This is a genomic window from uncultured Polaribacter sp., assembly GCF_947501385.1.
Lineage (GTDB): Bacteria > Bacteroidota > Bacteroidia > Flavobacteriales > Flavobacteriaceae > Polaribacter.
Genome location: NZ_CANMVP010000018.1, coordinates 1 through 22,883, shown reverse-complemented (window position 1 = coordinate 22,883; position 22,883 = coordinate 1). Strand labels below are relative to the sequence as shown.

Annotated in this window: 22 protein-coding genes, 1 tRNA gene and 1 riboswitch; of the genes, 9 read left to right on the top strand and 14 right to left on the bottom strand. The window is 38.0% G+C overall.

Annotated elements, in window-relative coordinates; translation table 11 throughout:
• Nucleotides 1–59: 59 nt before the first annotated feature.
• Nucleotides 60–252: riboswitch (SAM riboswitch) on the top strand.
• A 49-nt stretch (nucleotides 253–301) separates the two neighbouring features.
• From Q0998_RS12475 to Q0998_RS12440, 8 genes are all read left to right on the top strand, one after another.
• Entirely contained in the window at nucleotides 302–1,327 is a 1,026-nt protein-coding gene (locus tag Q0998_RS12475) for a homocysteine S-methyltransferase family protein (RefSeq protein WP_299670302.1), read from the top strand.
• Nucleotides 1,328–1,454: 127 nt separating this feature from the next.
• A complete protein-coding gene (locus tag Q0998_RS12470; RefSeq protein WP_299670371.1) occupies nucleotides 1,455–4,607 on the top strand; it encodes a vitamin B12 dependent-methionine synthase activation domain-containing protein in 3,153 nt (1,050 codons plus the stop codon).
• 119 nt (nucleotides 4,608–4,726) lie between these two features.
• Nucleotides 4,727–5,680, top strand: a complete 954-nt coding sequence (gene metF, locus Q0998_RS12465; RefSeq protein WP_299670301.1) for a methylenetetrahydrofolate reductase [NAD(P)H] — start codon at nucleotides 4,727–4,729, stop codon at nucleotides 5,678–5,680.
• A 277-nt stretch (nucleotides 5,681–5,957) separates the two neighbouring features.
• Entirely contained in the window at nucleotides 5,958–6,275 is a 318-nt protein-coding gene (gene trxA, locus Q0998_RS12460; RefSeq protein WP_299670300.1) for a thioredoxin, read from the top strand.
• A gap of 71 nt (nucleotides 6,276–6,346) precedes the next feature.
• Complete coding sequence (locus Q0998_RS12455; RefSeq protein WP_299670370.1) at nucleotides 6,347–7,267, top strand: DUF58 domain-containing protein; 921 nt, start codon at nucleotides 6,347–6,349, stop codon at nucleotides 7,265–7,267.
• A gap of 63 nt (nucleotides 7,268–7,330) precedes the next feature.
• A tRNA-Asp gene (locus tag Q0998_RS12450) sits at nucleotides 7,331–7,404 on the top strand.
• A gap of 230 nt (nucleotides 7,405–7,634) precedes the next feature.
• Nucleotides 7,635–7,928, top strand: coding sequence for an Arm DNA-binding domain-containing protein (locus Q0998_RS12445; RefSeq protein WP_299670299.1), 294 nt, complete (start codon nucleotides 7,635–7,637; stop codon nucleotides 7,926–7,928).
• Nucleotides 7,929–7,987: 59 nt separating this feature from the next.
• A complete protein-coding gene (locus Q0998_RS12440; RefSeq protein ID WP_299670298.1) occupies nucleotides 7,988–8,689 on the top strand; it encodes an SDR family oxidoreductase in 702 nt (233 codons plus the stop codon).
• A gap of 453 nt (nucleotides 8,690–9,142) precedes the next feature.
• Here the strand turns inward: Q0998_RS12440 and Q0998_RS12435 are convergent, their stop codons facing one another.
• The 13 genes from Q0998_RS12435 to Q0998_RS12375 form a co-directional block, all read right to left on the bottom strand.
• Nucleotides 9,143–10,384, bottom strand: a complete 1,242-nt coding sequence (locus tag Q0998_RS12435) for an MFS transporter (RefSeq protein WP_299670297.1) — start codon at nucleotides 10,382–10,384, stop codon at nucleotides 9,143–9,145.
• Between the two features lie 14 nt (nucleotides 10,385–10,398).
• Nucleotides 10,399–10,833: a cupin domain-containing protein gene (locus Q0998_RS12430; RefSeq protein ID WP_299670296.1), complete on the bottom strand. Its 435-nt coding sequence runs from the start codon at nucleotides 10,831–10,833 to the stop codon at nucleotides 10,399–10,401.
• Between the two features lie 77 nt (nucleotides 10,834–10,910).
• Complete coding sequence (locus Q0998_RS12425; protein ID WP_299670295.1) at nucleotides 10,911–11,195, bottom strand: GNAT family N-acetyltransferase; 285 nt, start codon at nucleotides 11,193–11,195, stop codon at nucleotides 10,911–10,913.
• 179 nt (nucleotides 11,196–11,374) lie between these two features.
• Nucleotides 11,375–12,745, bottom strand: coding sequence for a porin (locus Q0998_RS12420; protein WP_299670294.1), 1,371 nt, complete (start codon nucleotides 12,743–12,745; stop codon nucleotides 11,375–11,377).
• Nucleotides 12,742–13,167, bottom strand: coding sequence for an AtaL-like protein (locus tag Q0998_RS12415; RefSeq protein WP_299670293.1), 426 nt, complete (start codon nucleotides 13,165–13,167; stop codon nucleotides 12,742–12,744). Before Q0998_RS12415 ends, Q0998_RS12420 begins: the two co-directional genes overlap by 4 nt.
• Before the next feature lie 4 nt (nucleotides 13,168–13,171).
• Entirely contained in the window at nucleotides 13,172–13,621 is a 450-nt protein-coding gene (locus tag Q0998_RS12410) for a DMT family transporter (protein ID WP_299670292.1), read from the bottom strand.
• Between the two features lies 1 nt (nucleotide 13,622).
• Nucleotides 13,623–13,988, bottom strand: coding sequence for a DoxX family protein (locus tag Q0998_RS12405; RefSeq protein ID WP_299670291.1), 366 nt, complete (start codon nucleotides 13,986–13,988; stop codon nucleotides 13,623–13,625).
• A gap of 65 nt (nucleotides 13,989–14,053) precedes the next feature.
• Nucleotides 14,054–14,659 (bottom strand): SCO family protein, encoded by a 606-nt coding sequence (locus Q0998_RS12400; protein ID WP_299670290.1) that lies wholly within the window; start codon nucleotides 14,657–14,659, stop codon nucleotides 14,054–14,056.
• Nucleotides 14,652–16,052, bottom strand: coding sequence for a tyrosinase family protein (locus Q0998_RS12395; protein ID WP_299670289.1), 1,401 nt, complete (start codon nucleotides 16,050–16,052; stop codon nucleotides 14,652–14,654). Before Q0998_RS12395 ends, Q0998_RS12400 begins: the two co-directional genes overlap by 8 nt.
• Nucleotides 16,053–16,117: 65 nt before the next feature.
• Nucleotides 16,118–16,642: a YceI family protein gene (locus tag Q0998_RS12390; protein WP_299670288.1), complete on the bottom strand. Its 525-nt coding sequence runs from the start codon at nucleotides 16,640–16,642 to the stop codon at nucleotides 16,118–16,120.
• Between the two features lie 27 nt (nucleotides 16,643–16,669).
• A complete protein-coding gene (locus Q0998_RS12385; RefSeq protein ID WP_299670287.1) occupies nucleotides 16,670–18,466 on the bottom strand; it encodes an amidohydrolase in 1,797 nt (598 codons plus the stop codon).
• Nucleotides 18,467–18,510: 44 nt separating this feature from the next.
• Entirely contained in the window at nucleotides 18,511–19,260 is a 750-nt protein-coding gene (locus Q0998_RS12380; protein ID WP_299670286.1) for a hydrolase, read from the bottom strand.
• 50 nt (nucleotides 19,261–19,310) lie between these two features.
• Nucleotides 19,311–20,033: a pirin family protein gene (locus Q0998_RS12375; RefSeq protein ID WP_299670369.1), complete on the bottom strand. Its 723-nt coding sequence runs from the start codon at nucleotides 20,031–20,033 to the stop codon at nucleotides 19,311–19,313.
• 323 nt (nucleotides 20,034–20,356) lie between these two features.
• Here Q0998_RS12375 and Q0998_RS12370 point away from each other — a divergent pair, with 323 nt between their 5' ends.
• On the top strand, nucleotides 20,357–22,474 hold the full coding sequence (locus Q0998_RS12370; protein WP_299670285.1) for a sigma 54-interacting transcriptional regulator: 2,118 nt from the start codon (nucleotides 20,357–20,359) through the stop codon (nucleotides 22,472–22,474).
• Nucleotides 22,475–22,646: 172 nt separating this feature from the next.
• On the opposite strand, the gene Q0998_RS12365 is transcribed toward Q0998_RS12370, so the two are convergent.
• Nucleotides 22,647–22,883, bottom strand: a 237-nt coding sequence (locus tag Q0998_RS12365; protein WP_299670284.1) for a transposase, incomplete at its 5' end; no start/stop codon positions are given.

Genomic DNA, 22,883 nt, shown 5'->3' with positions numbered 1-22,883 from the left:
TTCTACAAATAAAAAAATAATCCGTTTATTTGTAGTTCAGTTCATAAACTTATTGATTTACGTTATCACGAAAGGCAGAGGGATTAGACCCATTGAAGCCTTGGCAACCCTTGCCCTGAAGTATTTCAGGGTCTTTATAATTAAATTTTAGAAATAAATTTAAAATATTTATAATTTATATAAAGACAAAGAAGGTGCTACATTCTACAAGTTTATCTGAATTATTTCAGTAGCTAACTTGACAGATAACAGCGAAAAAATTACCTTTCCTGATGACATATATTGATAATAATATCAAAAAATGTCAAACATTTACAAAGCATTACAAAAACGAATTTTAATCTTAGATGGCGCTATGGGCACCATGTTACAAGCCTATAAATTCACCGAAGAAGACTTTAGAGGCGAACGCTTTAAAGACTATCCAACACCGCTTCAAGGAAATAACGACTTGTTGTCGATTACCCAGCCAGAAGCCATCAAAACCATACACGGAAAATATTTTGAAGCAGGTGCAGACATTATAGAAACCAATACTTTTTCGGGAACTACCATTGCCATGGCAGATTACCAAATGGAAGATTTGGTCTACGAACTCAATTATCAATCTGCAAAAATTGCGAAAGAAGTTGCTGAAGAATTTACAGCAAAAGAACCACACAAACCACGTTTTGTAGCGGGTTCAATTGGCCCAACCAATAGAACAGCGAGTATGTCTCCAGACGTAAACGACCCTGGTTATAGAGCGGTAACTTTTAATGATTTGAGAATTGCCTACAAACAACAAACAGAAGCTTTATTAGATGGCGGAGTTGATATGTTATTGGTGGAGACTGTCTTTGACACCTTAAATGCAAAAGCGGCTTTGTTTGCTATTGAAGAGGTGAAAGAAGAACGTCAAATCGATATTCCTATCATGTTAAGCGGTACCATAACAGATGCTTCAGGAAGAACATTGTCTGGGCAAACCGCAGAGGCTTTTTTAATTTCTGTTTCTCATATTCCATTATTATCTATCGGTTTTAATTGTGCTTTGGGAGCCAATTTACTACAACCACATTTAGAAGCCATTGCTAATAAAACAGATTTTGCCATTTCTGCGCATCCAAACGCAGGATTGCCAAATGCTTTCGGTGAATATGATGAAACGCCTGAAGAAATGGGCGAGCAAATTGAAGAATATTTAAAGAAAGGCTTAATAAATATTATTGGAGGTTGCTGTGGAACAGCACCTGAACATATTAGAGAAATTGCAAATATTGCAAAGAAATATAAACCAAGAGCCCATGCCTCAATCCCTTCCCAAAGGGAAGGGAAGCTGGTTTAGAAAAAAATTATCTAGAGTTCTTATTTAATAGAAAAGAATTAGCCCGAAAATGAACAAGAAAAATGAAGATAAACAGTTCCAAAAAGCCTCTTCTGTTTGGGTAGAGGTTGGAGAGGCGCGCAAATATATGAAATTGTCTGGTTTAGAGCCTTTGGTTTTAAACGAAAACAGCAATTTCATCAATGTTGGAGAACGTACAAATGTAGCGGGCTCTAAAAAATTCTTACGTTTAATTAAAGAAGAAAAATACGATGAAGCTTTAGAGGTTGCAAGGCATCAAGTAGATGGTGGCGCACAAATTATAGATATTAATTTCGATGATGGCTTAATTGACGGAAAAGAAGCCATGGTTCGTTTCCTAAATTTAATTGCAGCCGAACCAGATATTTGTAGAGTTCCAATTATGATTGATAGTTCCAAATGGGAAATTATCGAGGCGGGTTTACAGGTAGTACAAGGCAAATGTGTGGTCAATTCAATTTCCTTAAAAGAAGGTGAAGAGAAATTTATTTGGGAAGCGAAACAGATAAAGCGCTACGGAGCCGCTGTAATTATTATGGCGTTTGATGAAGTTGGACAAGCAGATAATTACCAAAGAAGAATAGAAATTGCCAAACGTTCTTATGACGTTTTAGTAAATATCGTCAACTTTCCATCTGAAGATATCATTTTCGATTTAAATATTTTTCCTGTAGCAACAGGAATGGATGAACACAAAAGAAATGCCATCGATTTTATTGAAGCAACCCGTTGGGTACGGCAAAATTTACCAAATGTTTCTGTAAGTGGCGGTGTAAGTAATGTATCATTTTCTTTTAGAGGAAATAACGGCGTTCGTGAAGCCATGCATTCGGTGTTTTTATACCATGCCATTCAAGCAGGTATGAATATTGGGATTGTAAATCCTGCAATGTTAGAAATATATGATGATATTCCTAAAGATTTATTAGAGCGCGTAGAAGATGTTATTTTAAATAGGAGAGAAGATGCTACCGAGCGTTTGTTAGATTTTGCTGAAACAGTAAAAGGATCTAAAGTAGGGAAAACCGTTGATGTATCTTGGAGAGAAAAACCATTACAAGATAGAATTACACATGCTTTGGTAAAAGGAATTGATGCTTTTATTATTGAAGATGTAGAAACGGCAAGACAAGAAGCAGCAAAACCAATCGAAGTTATTGAAGGCCATTTAATGATTGGCATGAACGTAGTTGGAGATCTATTTGGCGCAGGAAAAATGTTTTTGCCGCAAGTAGTAAAATCGGCACGTGTGATGAAAAAAGCGGTTGCATATCTGAACCCTTATATTGAGGAGGCAAAGAAAAAAGCTCCCTCCGCCCCCAATGGGGGAACTACTCAGCAGACCGAACAAATAGATTATAGAAAACTAGCAGACCCAGTGTTGTATGGTCGTTTAAAAGAGTTTGCTAAAGAAATGAGAAACAAACCAACAGAAGCTGAAAAAATGCTATGGAGTGTTTTAAGTAATAAGCAACTAGATAATCATAAGTTTAGACAGCAACATATAATAGGTCAATATATTACAGATTTTATTTGTTTAAAACTGAAATTAGTAATTGAAATAGATGGATTAATCCATCAGTTACCAGAAAATAGAGAAAGTGATAAAAATCGAACGGAATGGTTAGAAAGTAAAGGACTTTCAGTTGTTCGTTTTACAAATGAAGATGTTTTATTTAATTTAGACAAAGTCATAGAAGTTATCAGAAAAGTAGCTCAAGTTCCCTCTTCGGAGGCGGAGGGGGCTGGCAAGATTTTAATGGCAACTGTAAAAGGCGATGTACATGATATTGGTAAAAATATAGTGAGTGTTGTTTTAGGTTGTAATAATTATGAAATTGTCGATTTAGGTGTGATGGTTCCACCAGAAAAAATTATCGAAACTGCTAAAAAAGAGAATGTAGATGTCATTGGTTTAAGTGGATTAATTACACCTTCTTTAGATGAAATGGTGTATTTAGCGAAAGAAATGGAACGTCAAGATTTTAAAGTTCCGTTGTTAATTGGTGGCGCAACAACCTCAAAAGCGCATACGGCAGTAAAAATTGATACACAATATAAAAATGCAGTTGTACATGTAAATGACGCCTCTAGAGCAGTAACCGTTGTGGGAGATTTATTAAATAAGAAAACGTCTCATCTGTATACAGCAAAACTAAAAAAAGAGTATGATGAATTCAGAACCAAGTTTTTAAAACGAGGAAAAGAAAAAGCATACATTTCAATAAAAGAAGCACGAAAAAGAAAATATAAAATTGATTGGGAAACGTCTGAAATTGTAAAACCAAAAGAACTAGGAATCCAAGTTTTAGAACAATTAAGTTTAAAAGAATTAATACCATTTATAGATTGGAGTCCGTTTTTTAGAAGTTGGGATTTACATGGGAAATATCCAGCTATTTTAACAGATGAAGTTGTGGGTGAACAAGCTACCATAATGTATGACGAAGCACAGATAATGATTAAAGAAATTATTGCAAAGCAATTGTTAAAACCGAAAGCTATTTTTGGTTTGTTTGAAGCAAATACAATGAATGATGATGATATTGAAGTGCAGACAAAACCACGTCACTTCGAGCGCAGTCGAGAGGTTAAAGAAGGTCTCGACTGCGCTCGACCAGACATATCGCAAAAAAGAAAAACAGTAGTTTTTAGAACTTTACGTCAGCAATTAAAAAAGCGTGAAGGCATTCCTAATTTAGCCTTAGCAGATTTTATTGCACCAAAAGAAACAAGTAGAACGGATTATATGGGTGCTTTTTGTGTGGCTATTTATGGTGCGCAAGAACTAGCAGATCGTTACAAAGCCAAAGAAGACGATTACAATGCAATTATGGCGCAAGCCATTGCAGATAGATTTGCAGAAGCTTTGGCAGAATATCTACACAAACAAGTACGTACAAAACATTGGGGGTATGATGCTGATGAAGGATTGACGAATGACGATTTAATAAAAGAAAGTTATAAAGGAATCAGGCCCGCGCCAGGTTATCCTGCCTGTCCAGATCATTTAGAAAAAGAAACCATTTGGGAGTTGCTAAACGTGGAAGAAAAAATTGGTGTTACATTGACAGAAAGTTTAGCCATGTGGCCAGCAGCAGCGGTATCGGGTTATTATTTTGCCAACAAAGAAGCCAAATATTTTGGATTGGGTAAAATTACAGAGGACCAAGTAACTGATTTTGCAGAAAGAAAAGGAATTACAAAAGAGAAAGCTAGAAAATGGTTGCATCCTAATTTAGCAGAAAGTCCATCTTAATCTTCCCGAATGGAAGAAACACTCTTGTGAAAGATTGGAAAAAACATTAAAATAAATAATTATAATTCTTATTTCGCCCAAGTAAGAATTCCCCTTTTGGGGATTAGGGGGCTGGTTTTATGAAAATTACAGAACACATTAAAAAAGCAGACGGAAAAACATTATTTTCTTTTGAAATTATTCCACCAAAAAAAGGAAATAGCATTCAGGAATTGTACAATAATATAGATCCGTTGATGGAATTTAATCCGCCTTTTATAGACGTTACAACGTCTAGAGAAGAATACGTGTACATAGAGAAAGAAGGTTTGTTAGACCGAAAAGTAACAAGAATGAGACCTGGAACAGTAGGTATTTGTGCGGCAATTAAGCATAAATATGACGTAGATACGGTTCCACATGTACTTTGTGGAGGTTTTTCTAAAGAAGAAACAGAATATTTGTTAGTAGATTGTCATTACTTAGGAATTGACAATGTGATGGCATTGAGAGGAGATGCAATGAGTCATCAAAAATATTTTTCTGCATCTGAAGGCGGACATGAATATGCGACTCAATTGGTGGATCAAATTAAGAACTTGAATTGCGGAAAGTATTTGCATGATGTAATTGAATCGAATGATTGTACAAGTTTTTGTATTGGTGTTGCAGGATATCCAGAAAAACATTTAGAAGCTCCTTCTTTACAAACCGATTTAAAACGACTGAAAGAAAAAGTAGATGCTGGTGCAGATTATATAGTAACACAAATGTTTTTCGATAATAACAAATATTTCGAGTTTGTGGAAGCAGCAAAAGAAATAGGGATTCATGTACCAATTATACCAGGAATAAAACCTATTGCGATTAAAAAACACATGCAGTTATTGCCACAGGTTTTTAAAATAGATTTGCCAGAACAATTAATTAATGAAATACAAAATTGCAAGACAAATAAAGAGGTTCGTCAGGTTGGTGTTGAATGGGCAATTCAGCAATCGAGAGAATTATTAGCAGCAAATGTACCAGTTTTACACTATTATTCTATGGGTAAAAGTGATAATGTGCATGCGATTGCATCACAATTGTTTTAAAATTATAGGTTTTTGTGAACTTTATTATAATGCATAAATGGAATTCATTAGCGATTTCCATACCAATAAGAATCTATTTTTTAGATTGATGTACTTATTTATTCTTCAAATAAATTAAGCATAAATTCTTTAGAAGTAACACCTCTTATTTTCTTCTAAGCATAAGAACTATTGATAGACAAATAGTAAAAAGCAATTTTTTAGAAATATTGAACCTAAATAAATTGATTACTTTTGATTATTAAAACCAAAATAACAATCAAAAAACAAAAATAAAATGGCTTTAGAAATAACAGACGCAAATTTTGAGGAAGTAGTATTAAAATCAGACAAACCAGTATTGGTAGACTTTTGGGCTGCTTGGTGTGGACCCTGTAGAATGGTAGGGCCAATTGTTGATGAAATTCATACAGAATACGACGGGAAAGCTATTGTTGGAAAAGTTGATGTGGATGCAAACCAAGAATTTGCAGCTAAATATGGTGTACGTAATATACCCACTGTTTTAATCTTTAAAAACGGAGAAGTAGTAGATAAACAGGTAGGTGTTGCTCCTAAAAATGTATATACAGGTAAAATTGATGCTGCTTTGTAGGAACATTTTACAATTTATATTATAGAAAAGGTTTGGCTAACGTCAAACCTTTTTTTATTTTCGGGAGTATGATAAACCTATCTCAAATACAATCATCTGAAATTAAAAACTTAGACATACTTGCAAAACAAGTAGTAGAGGGTTTTATAACAGGAATGCATAAAAGTCCGTTTCATGGTTTTTCGGTAGAGTTCTCTGAACACAAATTATACAATACTGGTGAAAGCACACGTCATATCGATTGGAAATTGTTTGCAAAAACAGAGAAACTATATACGAAGAAGTATGAAGAAGAAACCAATTTACGGTGTCATATCATTATAGACAATTCTGCTTCTATGCATTACCCAATCGTAAAAAAACAAACGGTAGAGAATTTAAATAAAGTTGGTTTTTCTGCAGTTGCAGCAGCTTCTCTAATGGAGATTTTAAAGAGACAAAGAGATGCTGTAGGTTTGAGTATTTATGCTGACTCTTATGAATATTATGCCCCAGAAAAAGGCAGTGAGCGTCACCGAAAAATGTTGTTGCATCAATTAGAGCAATTAATGGTTTCAGACTCAAATGCAACCACAGAAACTTATCAATATTTGCATGAAATTGCAGAGAAAATTCATAGACGGTCTTTAATTTTCGTTTTTACAGACATGTTTCAAACAACTAAAGACAACGAATCTCTTTTTGAAGCGCTAAGACATCTAAAATTTAACAAACATGAGGTAGTTTTATTTCATACATGTGATGGAAAAACCGAAATAAACTTCAATTTTGACAATGCACCCAAAAAATTTGTAGATGTAGAGACGGGAGAAGAGATCAATATTTATGCAGAAAATGTAAGAGAAAAGTACATGGAAATTGTAGAAGATTATTTTAAAGAATTGAAAAATAAATGTTTACAGTATCAAATAGATTATGTTCCTGTAGATATTCATTCTGGATTTAATGATGTACTCACAAAATATTTAATAAGCAGAAAAAAATTTAAATAAAAAGACGTTTTTTTGTTTGCAGATATTAAAATCTGTTATATATTTGCATCCGCTAATAGCAACGGTTTGGTAGTTCAGTTGGTTAGAATACCTGCCTGTCACGCAGGGGGTCGCGGGTTCGAGTCCCGTCCAGACCGCTAAAGGGGTTATCAAAAACCCTCAAAACCTTGTAAATCTTATGATTTACAAGGTTTTATAATTTTAGGCCAATCATATAATTTCATATCATTTGCATCTAAAAGGTCACAAATCGTCAACATATTTTTTTATCTGCGATTATGTTGACAGATTGATGTAACTTACTGGTGTTAGTATAGTTGATTTGACTTTCGTCTCACTAAATGTTTAATCATTAAAGACGACAATTATGCGAACTTCATCAACATTTTCAATTTTGTTTTGGGTGTATGGAAAACGTGCTGTAAACAACAAAGCAAACATCTACATTCGGGTTACCTTAAACGGTAAACGTGTCAACATTAGTCTCAAGAAGAAAATCAATATTTCTACTTGGGATGAAAAACTACAAAGAGCAAGTGGTACAGATAAGGATTCCCGTATTCTCAATCTTTACTTGAACGAGTACAATCAGCAGCAACTTTATTTTGAGGAAAATGCCGTGAATGCCGCGATGAGCGAAGTCGTGAATTATTTGAAATAATTTTAGTGTTTAAATTGAAAGCCGTTGGATATTCCATCGGTTTTCTTATTTTTAGAATTATGGAAACAAAGAAAATAGCATTGGTCACAGGTGCCAACCGAGGCATCGGGTTTGCCGTGGCAAAGAAATTACTTAAAAAGGATATCACGGTCATCGTCACAAGTCGTTCTGAAAAAGATGGTCAACAAGCAACAGAAAAATTATCACAATTTGGAAAAGCGGTCTATTATCAACTGGATGTTACCGATGAAAAGAGTATTGCTGCTTGTTACGCTTTCGCGAAAGCGGAATTCGGCAAACTTGATATCCTCATCAACAATGCAGGTATCAACTATGATACCCACCAAAACATTGAAAATGCAGACCTTGATGAAGTACTGACCACGTTCAAGACAAATACACTCGCACCCCTTAAGATAATACAAACTTTTCTTCCCTTACTGAGAAATAGTGACAAGGCAAGAATAGTCAATGTATCCAGTGGTTCGGGCGCATTGGCCAGTCAAGATGGTACGACGCCAGGATACAGTCTTTCGAAACTTGGATTGAACGGCGTCACTTTGGCCTTTTCCAATCAATTAAAAGGTGAAGGAATTCTAGTAAATTCGGTCTGCCCTGGTTGGGTGCGCACCGATATGGGTGGCAGCAATGCCGACAGAAGTCCCGAAAAAGGCGCGGAAACCATTGTCTGGACAGCTTTGTTGGAAGATAAATCCATGACAGGAAAATTCTTCAGAGATAGAAAGGAAATTGACTGGTAATCAACGTTATTAAAATTCAGAAAAACTATAAAAATAGCTATTTAAGCAATTAGCCCGATGCTGTTTAGAATTTGGTATTGGCATCGGGTAATGAGATAGAATGATTCTTGCTTAGCAGAATATAAGGCGGACTTGACTTTGAAGCTGTGCTTAAAATGCAGTTTGACGCTTCCTGATATTTCTCGGGAATGAGCGGGCAAATATATTGGGAAACAGAAGCTTTAAAGTTGTGTCCAAGATTTTTGTAGTGAAGCGCCTTTCCCAAAATGTAGCCCTTCGACTGCGCTCAGGACAGGCCTTTTTGCGAAATACAAGGGGATGGGCTGAGCGGATTACGAATCAGTTAATTCGTGGCAAATGAAGCCTTAGCCTTATCTAATTGACTTTTTTTCTGGTTTCTATAACGATGAATTAGCATTAAGACCGTTATGATACAAAAAAGGAAGCCACCTATTATGAATACAAATGTCGTAATATTCTCAAAAAGTATTCCGCCCAATACAAGTCCGAACATACTGGCGAGCTACCCATAGATGTTCCGTAGCCTTGAATAGCACCTTGCGATTGTTTTGAGCCTGTACTGGATAATAACGCTAAAAAACTGGGCCACATCAGACCATTGCCGACGGATAAAAGTGTGTTGGCAACGTACAATAAAATAATAGATTCCTTCGACAATAAAAAGAAACTGCACGCTAAAAGAAGAGAGCCTATCAAGACCAGTGTGTGACTTGACAATAGATTTGAGAGCTTATTAAGTATTGGGCCTTGAACGATTACCATTATAAGACTTGAATATGCCAAGAAAATACCTAAATCTATCGCAGACCAATCTAAAATCGTATTGGCATAAATTGGCAGCCCTGCATAGAAAAGGCTAAAGCCTAGAAACGTGAGGAAATAAATACTGTACAAGAGCAATACGCCCTTGATTTGTAATATTTGTTTCCATCCCTTTTTAGTTTCGGTTTCGTGGGTTTCGCTGCCTTCGGTAAAACAATCTTTATGCTCAACTTGAAAAAAACGACGTATGTTTTTAATGGATAACTTTCCGGTATCGACCACACAGGGAATACTTTCCTTTAGCCTGAATTTGATTACAAAAATGGCAATCAATGATATAAGAGCCGCCAATATAAGCGGTAAGACTTCTCTCAAAATTGTACTCGCGAGTAATCCAGCGAATGCGGGACCAATTACAAACCCTAAACTTGTGGATGCACCCATTTTTCCGAAATTCTTGTTTCTATCGGCATCAGTAGAAATATCGGACATATAAGCATTGGCCACAGAAACATTGCCACCTGTAAAGCCATCGAACATACGGGCTATAAAGATGACGAGCAGTGGAAGCGTCATCATATAGCTGCCCGTGAATTCAGCATTTTGTTCCCATAATTTCGTTTCGGGAAGTATGAATGCCAACAAGAATAATAACCAAGCAAGAAAAGTACCGGCCTGTGAGATAATCAAAACTTTTCTTCTTCCAATCTTATCTGAAAGTTTGCCTAAGATTGGTGCACCTGTAAATTGAAAGAAAGGATAGGTCGCACCAAGGATTCCATAGATAAAACCGTTTCCTCCAAAATCTGTTACGATGAATATCAAGATAGGAATGACCAAGCTATAGCCCAGAATTCCTATAAAATTGACTAATAATATCGGGAAGATTTTAGATTTGATGAATGCTATCAATTTGCCTTTACTTATTATAGAAACTTAATTTTGTGTTCAATTGCGATTTTAGCTTTTTCTGCTGTTGATGCATCTAAACCAATCTTGTTCATTTTATTAAAAAACTCCTCAAAATTTTTACCGGGAATTACGTAATTCAAGACTTTAGCAGTTTCCTCACCATACGTTTTAATGGCATGTTTGATGCCACGTGGTAGATATATAATATCGCCTTTTTTTCCTTGAATGATTTCATCCCCTAACATCAGCTCAACTTTTCCTTCCATGACGTGAAATATTTCATCCTCCAATTCGTGAACGTGAAGCGGTACGGCACTTCCTTTCGGCATAATGCCTTGCACAAGATATACATCGCCATCCGTTTCTTTAGAATTAAGGATTACATTTCTTAATCCCCCTAAGAAGGTGCCAGGTCGATTCTCGATTGAAGCTATTTTTGGTGTTTTCATATTTCTAGACGCTTTGAAAATAAACTAGAACTTATAATAGCCCACTACTATTTTACAGTGGCTATAATCGTTTGCTGTTATGATTTTAACACGTCTTTGATATCATCTAATTTTTTAAATAGTGCATTGGCAAATGGACATAAAGGTGTGATCTTGATATTTTTTTCCCGTGCCATTTCCACGATTTTGTAGAGTAGTTGTTTCCCGATATTTTTGCCTTTAAACTCAGGATCAACCTCTGTGTGGTCTATAATGATATGGTTTTCTCCCGCGATGGAATAGGTCATCATCCAGGCTCTTTTAGTACCTTCCCTTGCCATTGCAAAGCCTTTGTTGTCTCTTTCCTTTAGCGATATTTCCATGAGTTATTGGGTTTAAATTTTAGTTTTTGAATCATTTCTGAAGTTAGGGGGTCTGCATAAATTTTAATGCTATGCAATCGCCCTGTAGATTTAGGTCTTGTCTTGTTCATAGCCTCGTTCTTGAAGGCCTTTTACTGCCTGTGATAAGGTGTCATAATATCTTTTCATCTCTAATTTAATTAAAATTTTATTTCTGTCGTGAATACAAAATGGTATAAGGTATCACCCAGATTACTTTCTTGCAAAAAAGCGGCAGGAAAAATGACATTTGATTCTAACTCTACATTGATAAAATTGTTGACGGCGTAACTTAAGATGGCCCCGATTTGATGGCCTATAAATCGCCCATTGTTTACCGATGGATAATCGAGAATCAAGGCGGGATTGTAAATACCGTCATTGGTCGAAAAACGCCAGAAGGCAACATAATCCAATTCGAGATGAATCTTTCCTACTGTACTTTTAAAATATGGATGTACATCAATTAAATTGGATGGCCCAAAACGCGCCACACGACCAAAGTAAGCACCTCTTGGATATAAGGCATCAAAGGTATTTAAGGTGTTGTCATTGGCATCGGTATCGCCACTTATGGCTTCCGTTTTGATACCAAACGTAAACGGATACGAAGTCGCAAACTGCTTTTCGATATTGAAGGATACGGTCCACGCTGTAATGTCCTGATTACCGAATGTTCCCAATTGATAGACGAATTCGTTATTGTAATTCAAGCCTTTCCAAGTTCCGAAATGTCTTAATCCAATGGATACCCTTTTGTCATCTGCAGTGCCGGCATTCCATGTTTTGTCGGCTTCTTCTTTGTACAGGACGTAGATATCCGTATTGGTTTTTTCCGTCCAGTTTTGCGTCCAATACAGTGCAGATAGTGTTTCGCTGGTCTCAAAGGCGTCATTGTCAAAAACACCTTCTTGCTGTTGCACAGGGATGGCATAAAATCCTGTTAGCTCTGTATTTTGGTCTTTGTATTGCAATTGTGCCATATCAAAGGACAGGCGCACATTTGGGCCTTCACGGATATCGACCAATCTACCGCTTCCGAAACGCACGTTTTGACGACCCAAAAGGATATTCCAACGGTCATTAAAGTGGTATCGTGCAAAAAATTGATTGATACTCAGCTCATCTTTATCTACTGGAACTATGTTTTGCTTGCTGGTAATAAGACTTGAATTCAGTTCTGTAAATAGGTCAAACTTGGCACCCAACTTTAAGTGTGCATGCAGCATCGCACGTTGCAAAAACCAATAATCGGTCTGGTCTTGGTCCTTATCAAATTGTTCATTGATAAAAGCTTCTGTTTGAAAACGGTAGCTTCCGCCCAGGCTTATGGAATTGTTGTTGCCCAATGGAATCGATTTGAGTTTTTGATACGTATTTTGGGGTTGGGGAATGTTGATGTTATCGTTTTGGCGCAGTAATTTAAAATCTAAGGTGTTGGGCTGTGATTGTGCTGTAGCCTGTGCCGAGCATAGTCGAGGTGCGAAAGCATAACTAAAAACAAGCCATATCCATAGATGCTTTTTTATCATCCTTCCAATATCTGTTTTGTATGCTCGCAGGCATTGGTTATCGTTTTTTGCATCTGTTCTTTTGGTAATGGGGTACCATTCGTAGTACTGCAGTTCATTGTAAAATCAAGGTACATAGCATCTTCGATTCCTAAAATTTGGTTCACTACATAACCATTGATAAAAGGGTCATTTATCATCTTGAAGATTACCGTGCCTGTGACTTCGTTCCAAATGATTAATTCTTCCATATTTTTTTCTTTATCGCCTTGTTGAAGGCGCATTTTGCGATGTACAACGTTGTCTTTATCAGAAATAATTTCAACCTCAAGTACTTCGGCAATATACTTTTCAGGATGTCTTATTTTATCCAGTAATAAAGCCCAGATTTCTTCTTGGGTTGCCTTTACGATTACCTGATGTGATACGATGGTGTTCTTCATTTTTTTAAAATTTACGAATGAGTAATACCCCTGCAACCAAAAATGTGATTCCCAAGATGCGCTGCCAGTTGATTTGCTTTACGGGTAGCCCCAGCAAACCGTAATTGTCCAACACCAAGGACACCACCATTTGCCCTGCTACAATCAAGACAAAAGTCATTGCCGTCCCCAATTTAGGGGCGAGCAAAATAACGGCAGCTACATAAAAAGCCCCAAGAATACCCGCGACCCAAACCACAGGCGACACCGATTTGACTTCGGACATACTCGAAAAGTCAAATTTTAGGAATAGTAAATAGATAAAAAGTGCCACGGTGCCCACTAAAAATGAAGCGAATGCCGCAAATATGGGTTGGTGTACCGCTTTACCCAGTTGTACATTTAAACCAGCTTGTACCGGTAATACTGCACCAGCGAGAATAGCCATTATGAGTAGAAGTATTTGCGATTTCATTTCAGTTATTTTTATACACTTTATAATCGATGGAATATTTTCCTGCACCTAAGAAAAAGATAAACAAATAGGCTAACGAGTACATTAACGGCACATCTCTAACTGCCCAAGAGTCTCCTGCGTGCACTACAAAAAAGCCGATGAGCGTAACGCTCAAAATAGGTAAAATGGCCAATCGTGTCCCTAATCCTAAAATGACAAATATGGGCCCGACGATATTCGCAAGAATGGCGATGATGGCACTCACTTGATCACCCATCCCGAAGGGGTCTGGAATATGTGCTACCGTATCTGAAAAGTTCAGTATTTTTTTAAGACCGTGCGTATTAATCATTGCTAGAGAGACCAAAACCCTAAAGAACAACATGCACAGATCACGAGATACAAACGCCGTATATGGACTCCAAAATTTCCTTAAAACTGCTTTCATACTTATTCTTTTAGTAAGATGGATATATCTTTGATTAATCGTTGGGTATCTTCTACTTGAAGCCCATTGTAATAGCCGCGTAGTCTTTGCTGTCCGTCCACCAACACAAAAGTGCCATCGTGTATCAGGTTGCGTTCTTCATTGCTACTATCGTCAAAAGCCCTTACTTTATAATCTTTTGATAACTCAAAAATGGCCTCGCTATTTCCCGTAAGAAATGTCCATTTGTTAGTGTCGATATTGTGATTTTCAGCATATGCTTGCAGACGTTTTGGTGTATCATTTTTTGGGTCTATACTGTATGAAATGATAGCCACCCTATCCTCATCTTTATAGGCTTCTTCCACCAATTTTAGGTGCTTCGTCATTTGAGGACAAATCGTGGGGCAACTGGTAAAAAAGAAATCTACCACCTTAATTTTATGCTGAAAATCGATAGCTGTTGAAATGCTGTTCAGCTGATTGGTCAATTCAAAATCAGGCGCTTTGTAATAGACAATGTCTCCCGTTATGGCATTTACAGAAGTTTCCCCAAGAATAGGCAGTTTTTCTCGTTTGCAGGAACAAAGGAATACCGCTAATGCGAAAAGAATAACAAGTTTATTCATTTTCATAATGTGTTACCAATGAAATATTTTCCAACTTTAATAGCTCGTCTGGGATGTTTCTATTCGGTAAAGGCACGGGCTGAAAGATGACCTGAATGTCCTTTTTGGCATCAATGGCATCTGCTATTTCCTTTTCGATTTCAATCTGAAGATGCACGCCATTCTGCAACAATACCGAATCTAAATCGAGAATCGGTAAAATGGTAAAGGTGCCTGTGTATTTGCTCTGCTTAGTGCCCTCCTTGTCATATTCAAAAAATACGCGCGCGCAATAGGGCTGGTAGGGCAGTTGTGCTCTTTCAAAATGTAGGATGACGTGCGTCCGTTCCTTATCTATAAAGTCCTTATAAATCGCATCGGTATCTGAAGTTTTGAGGTTGAGCGGTGCAATGCAGTCTTGTTTGGTTTCATTTCGTTTGGGTTTGTCTTCTTCCAGAAATGGATTGCAGTAATTAGGATTCAAGTCCAAATCTGCAAAGCGATAGCCTAAATCTTCCGAATTCAACAGTTCCTTAATTTTAAATTCCACAGGTCGGCCATTGCCATCTGTGGCGTACAATTTCTTTTCCAGCCATTCTTCTTCATCAGGTAGTTTATTATTTGGGCTATAAGTCCACCAAGCGTCCCAAATACGGTCGCAATTGCCGTGATGTCCATAAAAAATAGGATCAAAACCAGATTCGGTAAAGGTTGCCATTTGTCCGCCAATCCAGTTGTGGATGTTATTGTGAAACGACTGCTCCGCCAAACCATCCAATTGCGCATCGCCACGCTTTTTAATAGCAGGATAACCCCCAAAGGTTCTATACCGTGAAGCCCTAAATCCAGCACCTACGTTGATAAAATCTTTTGGGATTTCATCTTGAGGACCGACCAATCGCGTTACGTTGAACAAGGGATTAGTTTCATCGCCCCAATAATGTTCCGGGATAACAGTAGACTTTGTCCAATCCCAATAATGCAAGGCCAATTGTGGTTCGTTTACGGCGTTTTGGATTTTTTGTTCCATAGACCACAAATACAACCTGTGCCAGGGCCATACGTACCAATTGTAATGTACTTGATTGGAATAGATGCTCGTAGCACAAAATGTGGCGTGCAGCATGCCTTGTGCCAGCCAGCCCATTGGGTCTAATGGCGAAATTTCCGAACGCTCCTTTAAGATACGGATGGCGTCTTTGAACAGTTTGATTTCTGGGTCGTCTACAGGAATATCCGCAATATTCTTTCTTGTGACCAACGAAGATGATGCCGTACTTAATGCTGTTTTTTTTGTTGATTTTGTATCCTCACATCCTAAAAGTGCTGATGACAGTATAGGCAGGCTTGATAATCCCAAGGTGGTCATACCTGCTGTTTGAAGAAAAGCTCTTCTTGACGTCTTTTTCTGCATTGGTCGGTGGTTTAACAAAGTTGCTTTTGCTTATGTAAAAGCAACTTTGTTTGGATTAAAAACTGCTATTCCTTAATAAACTGTAGGTCAATCGCCATCTGAACAGTATCGCTTACGACGATGCTACCAGCTTCGGTAACCGCATTCCAGGTAAGGCCAAAATCTTTACGGTTAATTTTTCCTGTAATCTCGAATCCAGCTTTGGTCTGTCCGTAAGGGTCAACCGCTACGCCATTAAAGTCCATTGAAAGGCGTACCTCTTTGGTCACATCTTTTATGGTTAAATTCCCGACTAATTCCTCTCCATCATACGATGTAGATTCAAAGGACATTTGAGGGTATGTTGCTGCATTAAAGAAATCTTCCGATTTTAAATGCGTATCCCGGTCTTTATTCTTTGTATTGATGGATGCTACCTGCGCTGTGAAGCTGAAATTTGCGTTTTTAAAATCTTCGCTCTCAGTTTCTAAAGAAGCATCAAATTCTTCAAAGGCTCCTTTTACAGTGGAAATCATCATATGCTTTGCTTTAAAGCCTATTTCCGAGTGCGCTGCATCTACGTTCCATTTTGTTTTTACTACTGATTCCATTTTGATATAGGTTTACATTATTAAATTTCAGTTTTTTTGATAGCCTCCGTAGTATTTTACGGGCGACCAATCTGGGATTACTGCCGGTAACGGCGGATTCATTGCTGCATACTCTTTGTTTCCATAGACGACGTTCCCGCCTACTACAGTGAGTACCGATTCCAGAGTAGTGATTTCTGTTTCCGGGATGGTAAAATAATCATCGGAAAGGATGGCGAAATCTGCATACATGCCGTTTTCCAAAGTTCCTTTTACATCTTCTTCTTTAGACATCCAAGCACTTCCCTGGGTGTATAGGCGCAAGGCTTCTTCCCTGGTCAATTGATTTTCGGGTGCTGCCAATTGGAAATCGCCAACCGTTTTTCCACTGACCAACCAATACAGTGCTGGCCAAGGATTATAGCTTGCTACACGGGTACCATCTGTTCCGGCACCTATTGGAATTCCCATATCCATTATTTTCTTTACCGGTGGGGCGTGTTTTGCTTTGTCCGCTCCATAGCGTTCTACAAAAAATTCTCCTGCATAGGCCATTCTGGCTTGTATGGCGATGCCACCGTTCAAAGCTTTGATACGTTCCAATTCGGTATCTTTTACCGTTTCAGCGTGGTCGAACAACCAACGTCGTGAAGCCAGTTCCCCATTGGTTTCCGTATTTACTTCTTCGATGACATCCAGCATATTGGCTATGGTTTCGCCATAGGTGGCGTGGATTCTAAATGGCCATCCATTATCTACGTGCAATCGTAAAATCCTTTTTAAATCTTCTCGCCAGGTGGGCCTATCTTCCAATAGTGGTTGTGGTGCCAGAAAGTTTTCAAAATCGCCTGCGCTCCAAGCCAAAAACTCGCCACCGCCCTCCAGTTCATAACCGTGGTCTAAATGAATTGCGTGATTTTTACCCACTTCGTTGTTCGACATCCATTCTTGGAATTCGGCATATTCAGCCCCTTTATTTTGAGGGAATAAATAGTAGGATAATCGTATAGGCATTTCTCCATCATCTGCCAATACTTTGGTGCCCGTATAATCTTTTGGGAATTTATGACCACCGCCCCCAGCATCGATACCACTTGTAATGCCAAAGCTGTTCAACTCCCTATAGAATTGCTTGGTCCCGTTGACCATCTCTTCTTCGGATAATGGTGGTAATGCCCCGATACGGGCATATAGAATTGTTGGGTTGGGTTCTGCGAGAAGCACACCAGTTAATTTCCCGTCGCCCCCTTTTTCAAACGTGCTACCTTCCGGTGCTTTTGTATTCTCATCAATATTTAAGGCTTTCAATCCGGCATCATTCAACCACGCTCTGCTGTATAGAAATAATACGTAGGTTGGCACATTGCCAGTAGCTTCGTTGATTTCTTCGGGTGTCGGGAAACGTTTTTCTTCAAACTGAAAAGGGCTCCAGCCACCGATGACCCTAACCCACTGGCCGTCTGGTGTACGTTCGGCCTGTTCCTTTAGCATTTCCAAAGCCCGCTTCAAAGTCTTTACACCGTCCCAACGTAATTCTGCATTAAAGAACCTTCCACCACGTGTCAAATGTAAGTGCGAGTCGTTAAGACCGGGAATCACTGTTTTGCCTTTGGCATCGATGACTTGGGTGGAATCGCCTTGTAGGATATCGATTTCTTCAATAGTTCCTGTTTTTAAGACTTTCCCGTCTTTGACGGCCATCGCTTTGGCAAAAGCGTTATCGTCATCCATTACTGCGATGTTCGCATTGATAACAATCATATCTGCGACATCCTTTTGGGCTGCTTTTTCTTCACAGGACAGGAAGGCTATCGAAACCATAAGGACTTTGAGTATATTTTTCATATTGCTTAAATTATTTACAGTACCCGAAAAATACCGTGCTGTTGTTAGTTTTTGACATTGTGTTCCGCTTCCCACTTGTCCAGGGTCTTTTTGTAATCAATCCCTAAACCATATGCACCGCCCCATCGTTTTGCTAAATCGTTCATAGCAACATATTTGTCAGAGCGCGCCCAGTCCCTATGGACCTCCAATGCGTATTGAAGTGCTGTAACCATCTTTACACCGGCCTGCATCATTCTTGCAATAGCCATATCGTGTGCCTCCTGCGAGATTCCGCCAGAGGCATCGGTTATCACATACACATCAAAACCATCTTCCAAGGCGGATAAAGCTGCTGATAGGGTACATACCTCTGTCCACAATCCAGCAATCACGAGCTTCTTTTTACCGATTTTATTAACAGCCGCAACCACTCTCTTATCTTCCCAAGAGTTCATCGTGGTTCTGTCTATATAAGATTTTTCGTCGGGAAAGAACTCTCGGATTTCAGGAAAAACGGGGCCGGAAAAGGATCTTTCTGCAACTGTTGTAACTACGGTAGGAACGTTGTAAATAATGGCAAGGTTTGATATTAAGCCGGTATTATTACGCAGTTCCTCAATAGGTTGGGATTCTACCGCAAATGCCATTTGGCTCTCGTGATCGATTAAAAGTAATGTGTGATTTGTAGGATTGAGCAGTTCCTTGGATGCGTTTGCAGGATCGTTGTTGGGGTTCGGGTTGTACATATCCCATTGTGCAAAAGCTAATGTGCTTACTAATAGTATTACGAGTGTTACTGTTGTTTTTTTCATTTTAATTGTTATTTATGTCTTTTAGACGGTTATAATTTGAGTGGTTTTATTTATTTATTCAATTGCATTGGGACTTCCATTAAAAGGAGTTCCGTATCGCTGTCTGCTTTAAAATCCAAAGTTGCTATATCCCAGATTCCTAAGCCATCTCTTTCATTAAGTTTTTGTTCATTTATGGAAACATCTCCTTTTAAAACAAAAACATACACACCATTGTTTTTAGGATTCTTCAATTGATATGTTAGGGTTTTATCTTTATCTAAACGGGTCATATGGAACCAGGCATTTTGATGTACCCAAACACCGGCATCATCTGTATTGGGCGATAGTACCTGTTGCAATTTATTTCTGCGGTCTGCGCTGTTAAGCGTCATCTGGTCGTAACGTGGCTCAACGTTTTGCTTGTTTGGAAAAACCCAAATCTGCAAAAACTTTACGGGCTGGTCCGGATTGTTATTGTATTCAGAATGCATTACACCTGTCCCAGCGCTCATTACCTGAATGTCGCCAGCTTTGATGATGGTCTCGTTTCCCATATTGTCCTTGTGCTTGAGGTCGCCTTCCAAGGGAATGGAAACAATTTCCATATCCTTATGCGGATGCGTTCCGAAACCTTGGCTTTCTGAAACGATATCGTCGTTCAATACTCTTAATGCCCCAAAGTTCATACGCTCTGGATGGTGGTAGTTTGCAAAACTGAAGGTGTGCCTTGATCGTAACCAACCGTGGTTTGCATGTCCTCTTGTGTCTGCTTTGTGAAGTACTGTATTCATGGTTTTTCTTTCTTTATTAGACAAGTGATTATATCCTTTATTTTTGTTTGTGTAACTTTTTAGTGTCCCAGAAGCATTTGCTAAAGCTGAAACTCCTAAGACCGTAAATGCACTTGCTGCAACTGCATTTTTTAAAAAGTCTTTGCGTTTCATTTTATTGTTTTTTATTGCATTAACTCTTAAACTAATCTTATACCGAACTAATAATCAACTGATAGACAATAATATAAACTTATTCATAACATTATTTTTCTTCTCGCTTTTTAGAATTTTCTATTATTTCAGAAAAATTGATTATTTTTAGTCCATAAATTTTAATCAAAATGACAGATGTAAAAGAAGTTGGTTTGGTGAAGGAATGGCTTGTAGATGCCCTACCGTATGAGGTTTTGTGGGCAAATGAAGAGGGTAGTATTTTCTATGGCAACAAAAAATTATGTGAGCGTCTCCAATACAGAAAATCAGAGCTTACCCAACTCACCATCTTTGATATCAACAGCACGGTAACACCTGAAAGCTGGCAACAACACTGGGACACACTCAAAGAGAACAAGACCGAAAATTTCAAAGCGGTGCATCGGGACAAATCGGGAAAGTTTTATGAGGTTGAGGTTTTTGCCCAGTTTTTCTCAAATAATGGAAAAGAAATGGTCTGTTCTATCATGAACGATATCTCTTCGTCTAGTTTCTATAAAAACTTGGTCGATAATGTAGAGTCGATTGCCAAAGTGGGTGGGTGGAAACTCAATCTTCAAGATGGCTCTATCATCGTAACCAAGGAAGCGTTTAAGATTTTTGATACTGATGAGAAAGAGGATTTTCATCCAGGAAAAGTTGTTCATTTTTTTAAGGATACCGAAAAATTCAAGAAGAGCATTAGTGCTACGATCCGAGAAGCGACACCTTTTGATGGTATTTTTGAAACGAAAGAAATTCCGAGTAGATATATACGTGCCATTGTAAAGCCAGTACTTAAGGGCGACAAAATTTTTAAGGTTATAGGTGTATACCAGGATGTCACAGAACAAGTGAAGAAGAAAAGCAGGCTTAACTTCTTCAAGGATGTGATTGATAATGCACAAGATTTAATTTACGTGTATAATGAAGAAGGAGCATTACTGGAATACAGTAACTCCGTCTCCAAAACATTGGGTTTTTCCAAAAAAGAGTTGGACCATTTTTCCATTTTTGATCTAGATGCCGGTATCACACAAGATTGGTGGCAATCGCATTTCAAAGAAATGAAGGAGAAGGGTTCATTACGGATGGAATGGCTGGTTACCAGAAAAGACGGCACTAAGTTCCCCGCGGATATTGTGGCCAACCATATTAAGTATGAGGGTGAGGACATCAATTGTGCGGTGGTACGGGATATAACCAACAGAAAAGAGCATGATCTAAAACTACTTGAAGCACTTGAGGAAATTAAATGCTTAAAAGACAGGTATGAAATTGAAAATGAATATCTACAGGAAGAAATAAGCATCAAATTAAATGCGGATAATATAATAACTAACAGTACTGATTATTTGAAGGTTTTAGAACAGGTACAGCAAGTGGCTTTAACCACAACAACTGTCTTAATAACTGGTGAATCCGGCACGGGAAAAGAATTATTGGCGCGCGCGGTACACAATAATAGCTTAAGAAAAGATAGACCGCTCATAAAAATAAACAGTGCTACTTTACCCAAGGAATTAATTGAGAGTGAGTTGTTTGGCCATAAGAAAGGAGCTTTTACGGGTGCGGTCTCCGATAAAGTCGGGAAATTTTCATTAGCAGACGGGGGTACTATCTTTTTGGATGAAATAGGTGAAATGCCGTTAAACCTGCAACCTAAATTATTGCGCGTGCTTCAAGAGGGTGAATTTGATGAAGTAGGCGGTACAAAAACAAAGAAAGTAGATGTGCGTATTGTTGCTGCAACCAATAGAAATTTGGATGAAATGGTAAAGGAGGGGACTTTTAGGGAAGATTTATATTACCGCCTTAATGTCTTCCCGATCAATAGTCTGCCACTGAGAGATAGAAAAGAGGACATACCGTTTTTAGCACAATACTTTCTAGAAAAATATTCGACCAAGGCAGGTAAATCATTTAAGCGTCTTTCAAAGAAAACCATTACACTATTAATGGCTTACGACTTCCCTGGCAATATACGGGAACTGGAGAATCTTATTGAGCGGGCGGTTATCATAGAAAATGGCACCACCCTATTTCCCGGAAGTTGGTTGCCTACCGAACCAAAAACTATCAAAACGGCCGATGTTCTTACATTTAAGGAGGTTCAAAGGCAGCATATCATTGATGTTTTGAAACGCAGCAACGGGAAAGTAAGCGGCCTAAATGGAGCCGCCGGCATTCTTGATATGAATGCAAAAACCTTGTTTGCCAAGATGAAAAAGCTCGGTATTAGAAAAGAGACAATTTTTAAAGGTTAATAAACCACTATGATTTGAAATCAGTAGTTTTAAAGTAGCGATGAAATTGAGAGTAATGACTTTATCAACGATTGTGTTTAAGAAATTCATGATCCAAATCAATTCTGAAAGTATAATTAGAAAAATGTCCGAAACGTCTGGAGGAATTTAGGGAATTACCTATTTAGTTCAGTTAGTTGATAGATGAGATGAGGGATTTGTTAACAATCATTTCATTATAATTTGCAATAATCTTTGCGTTGAAAGATTCTGCTGACGCATTTGTACTTCGGTTATCAAAGTAGTTTAAGATGTTTTGATAATGAATTGACATTGTTCTGGCGATTGTATTAAAACTTTTAAAACCAGCTTGTCTTACTTTTTCATCCCATTTAGATAGACATATCGCCCTTTCAGGAGCACACAACAA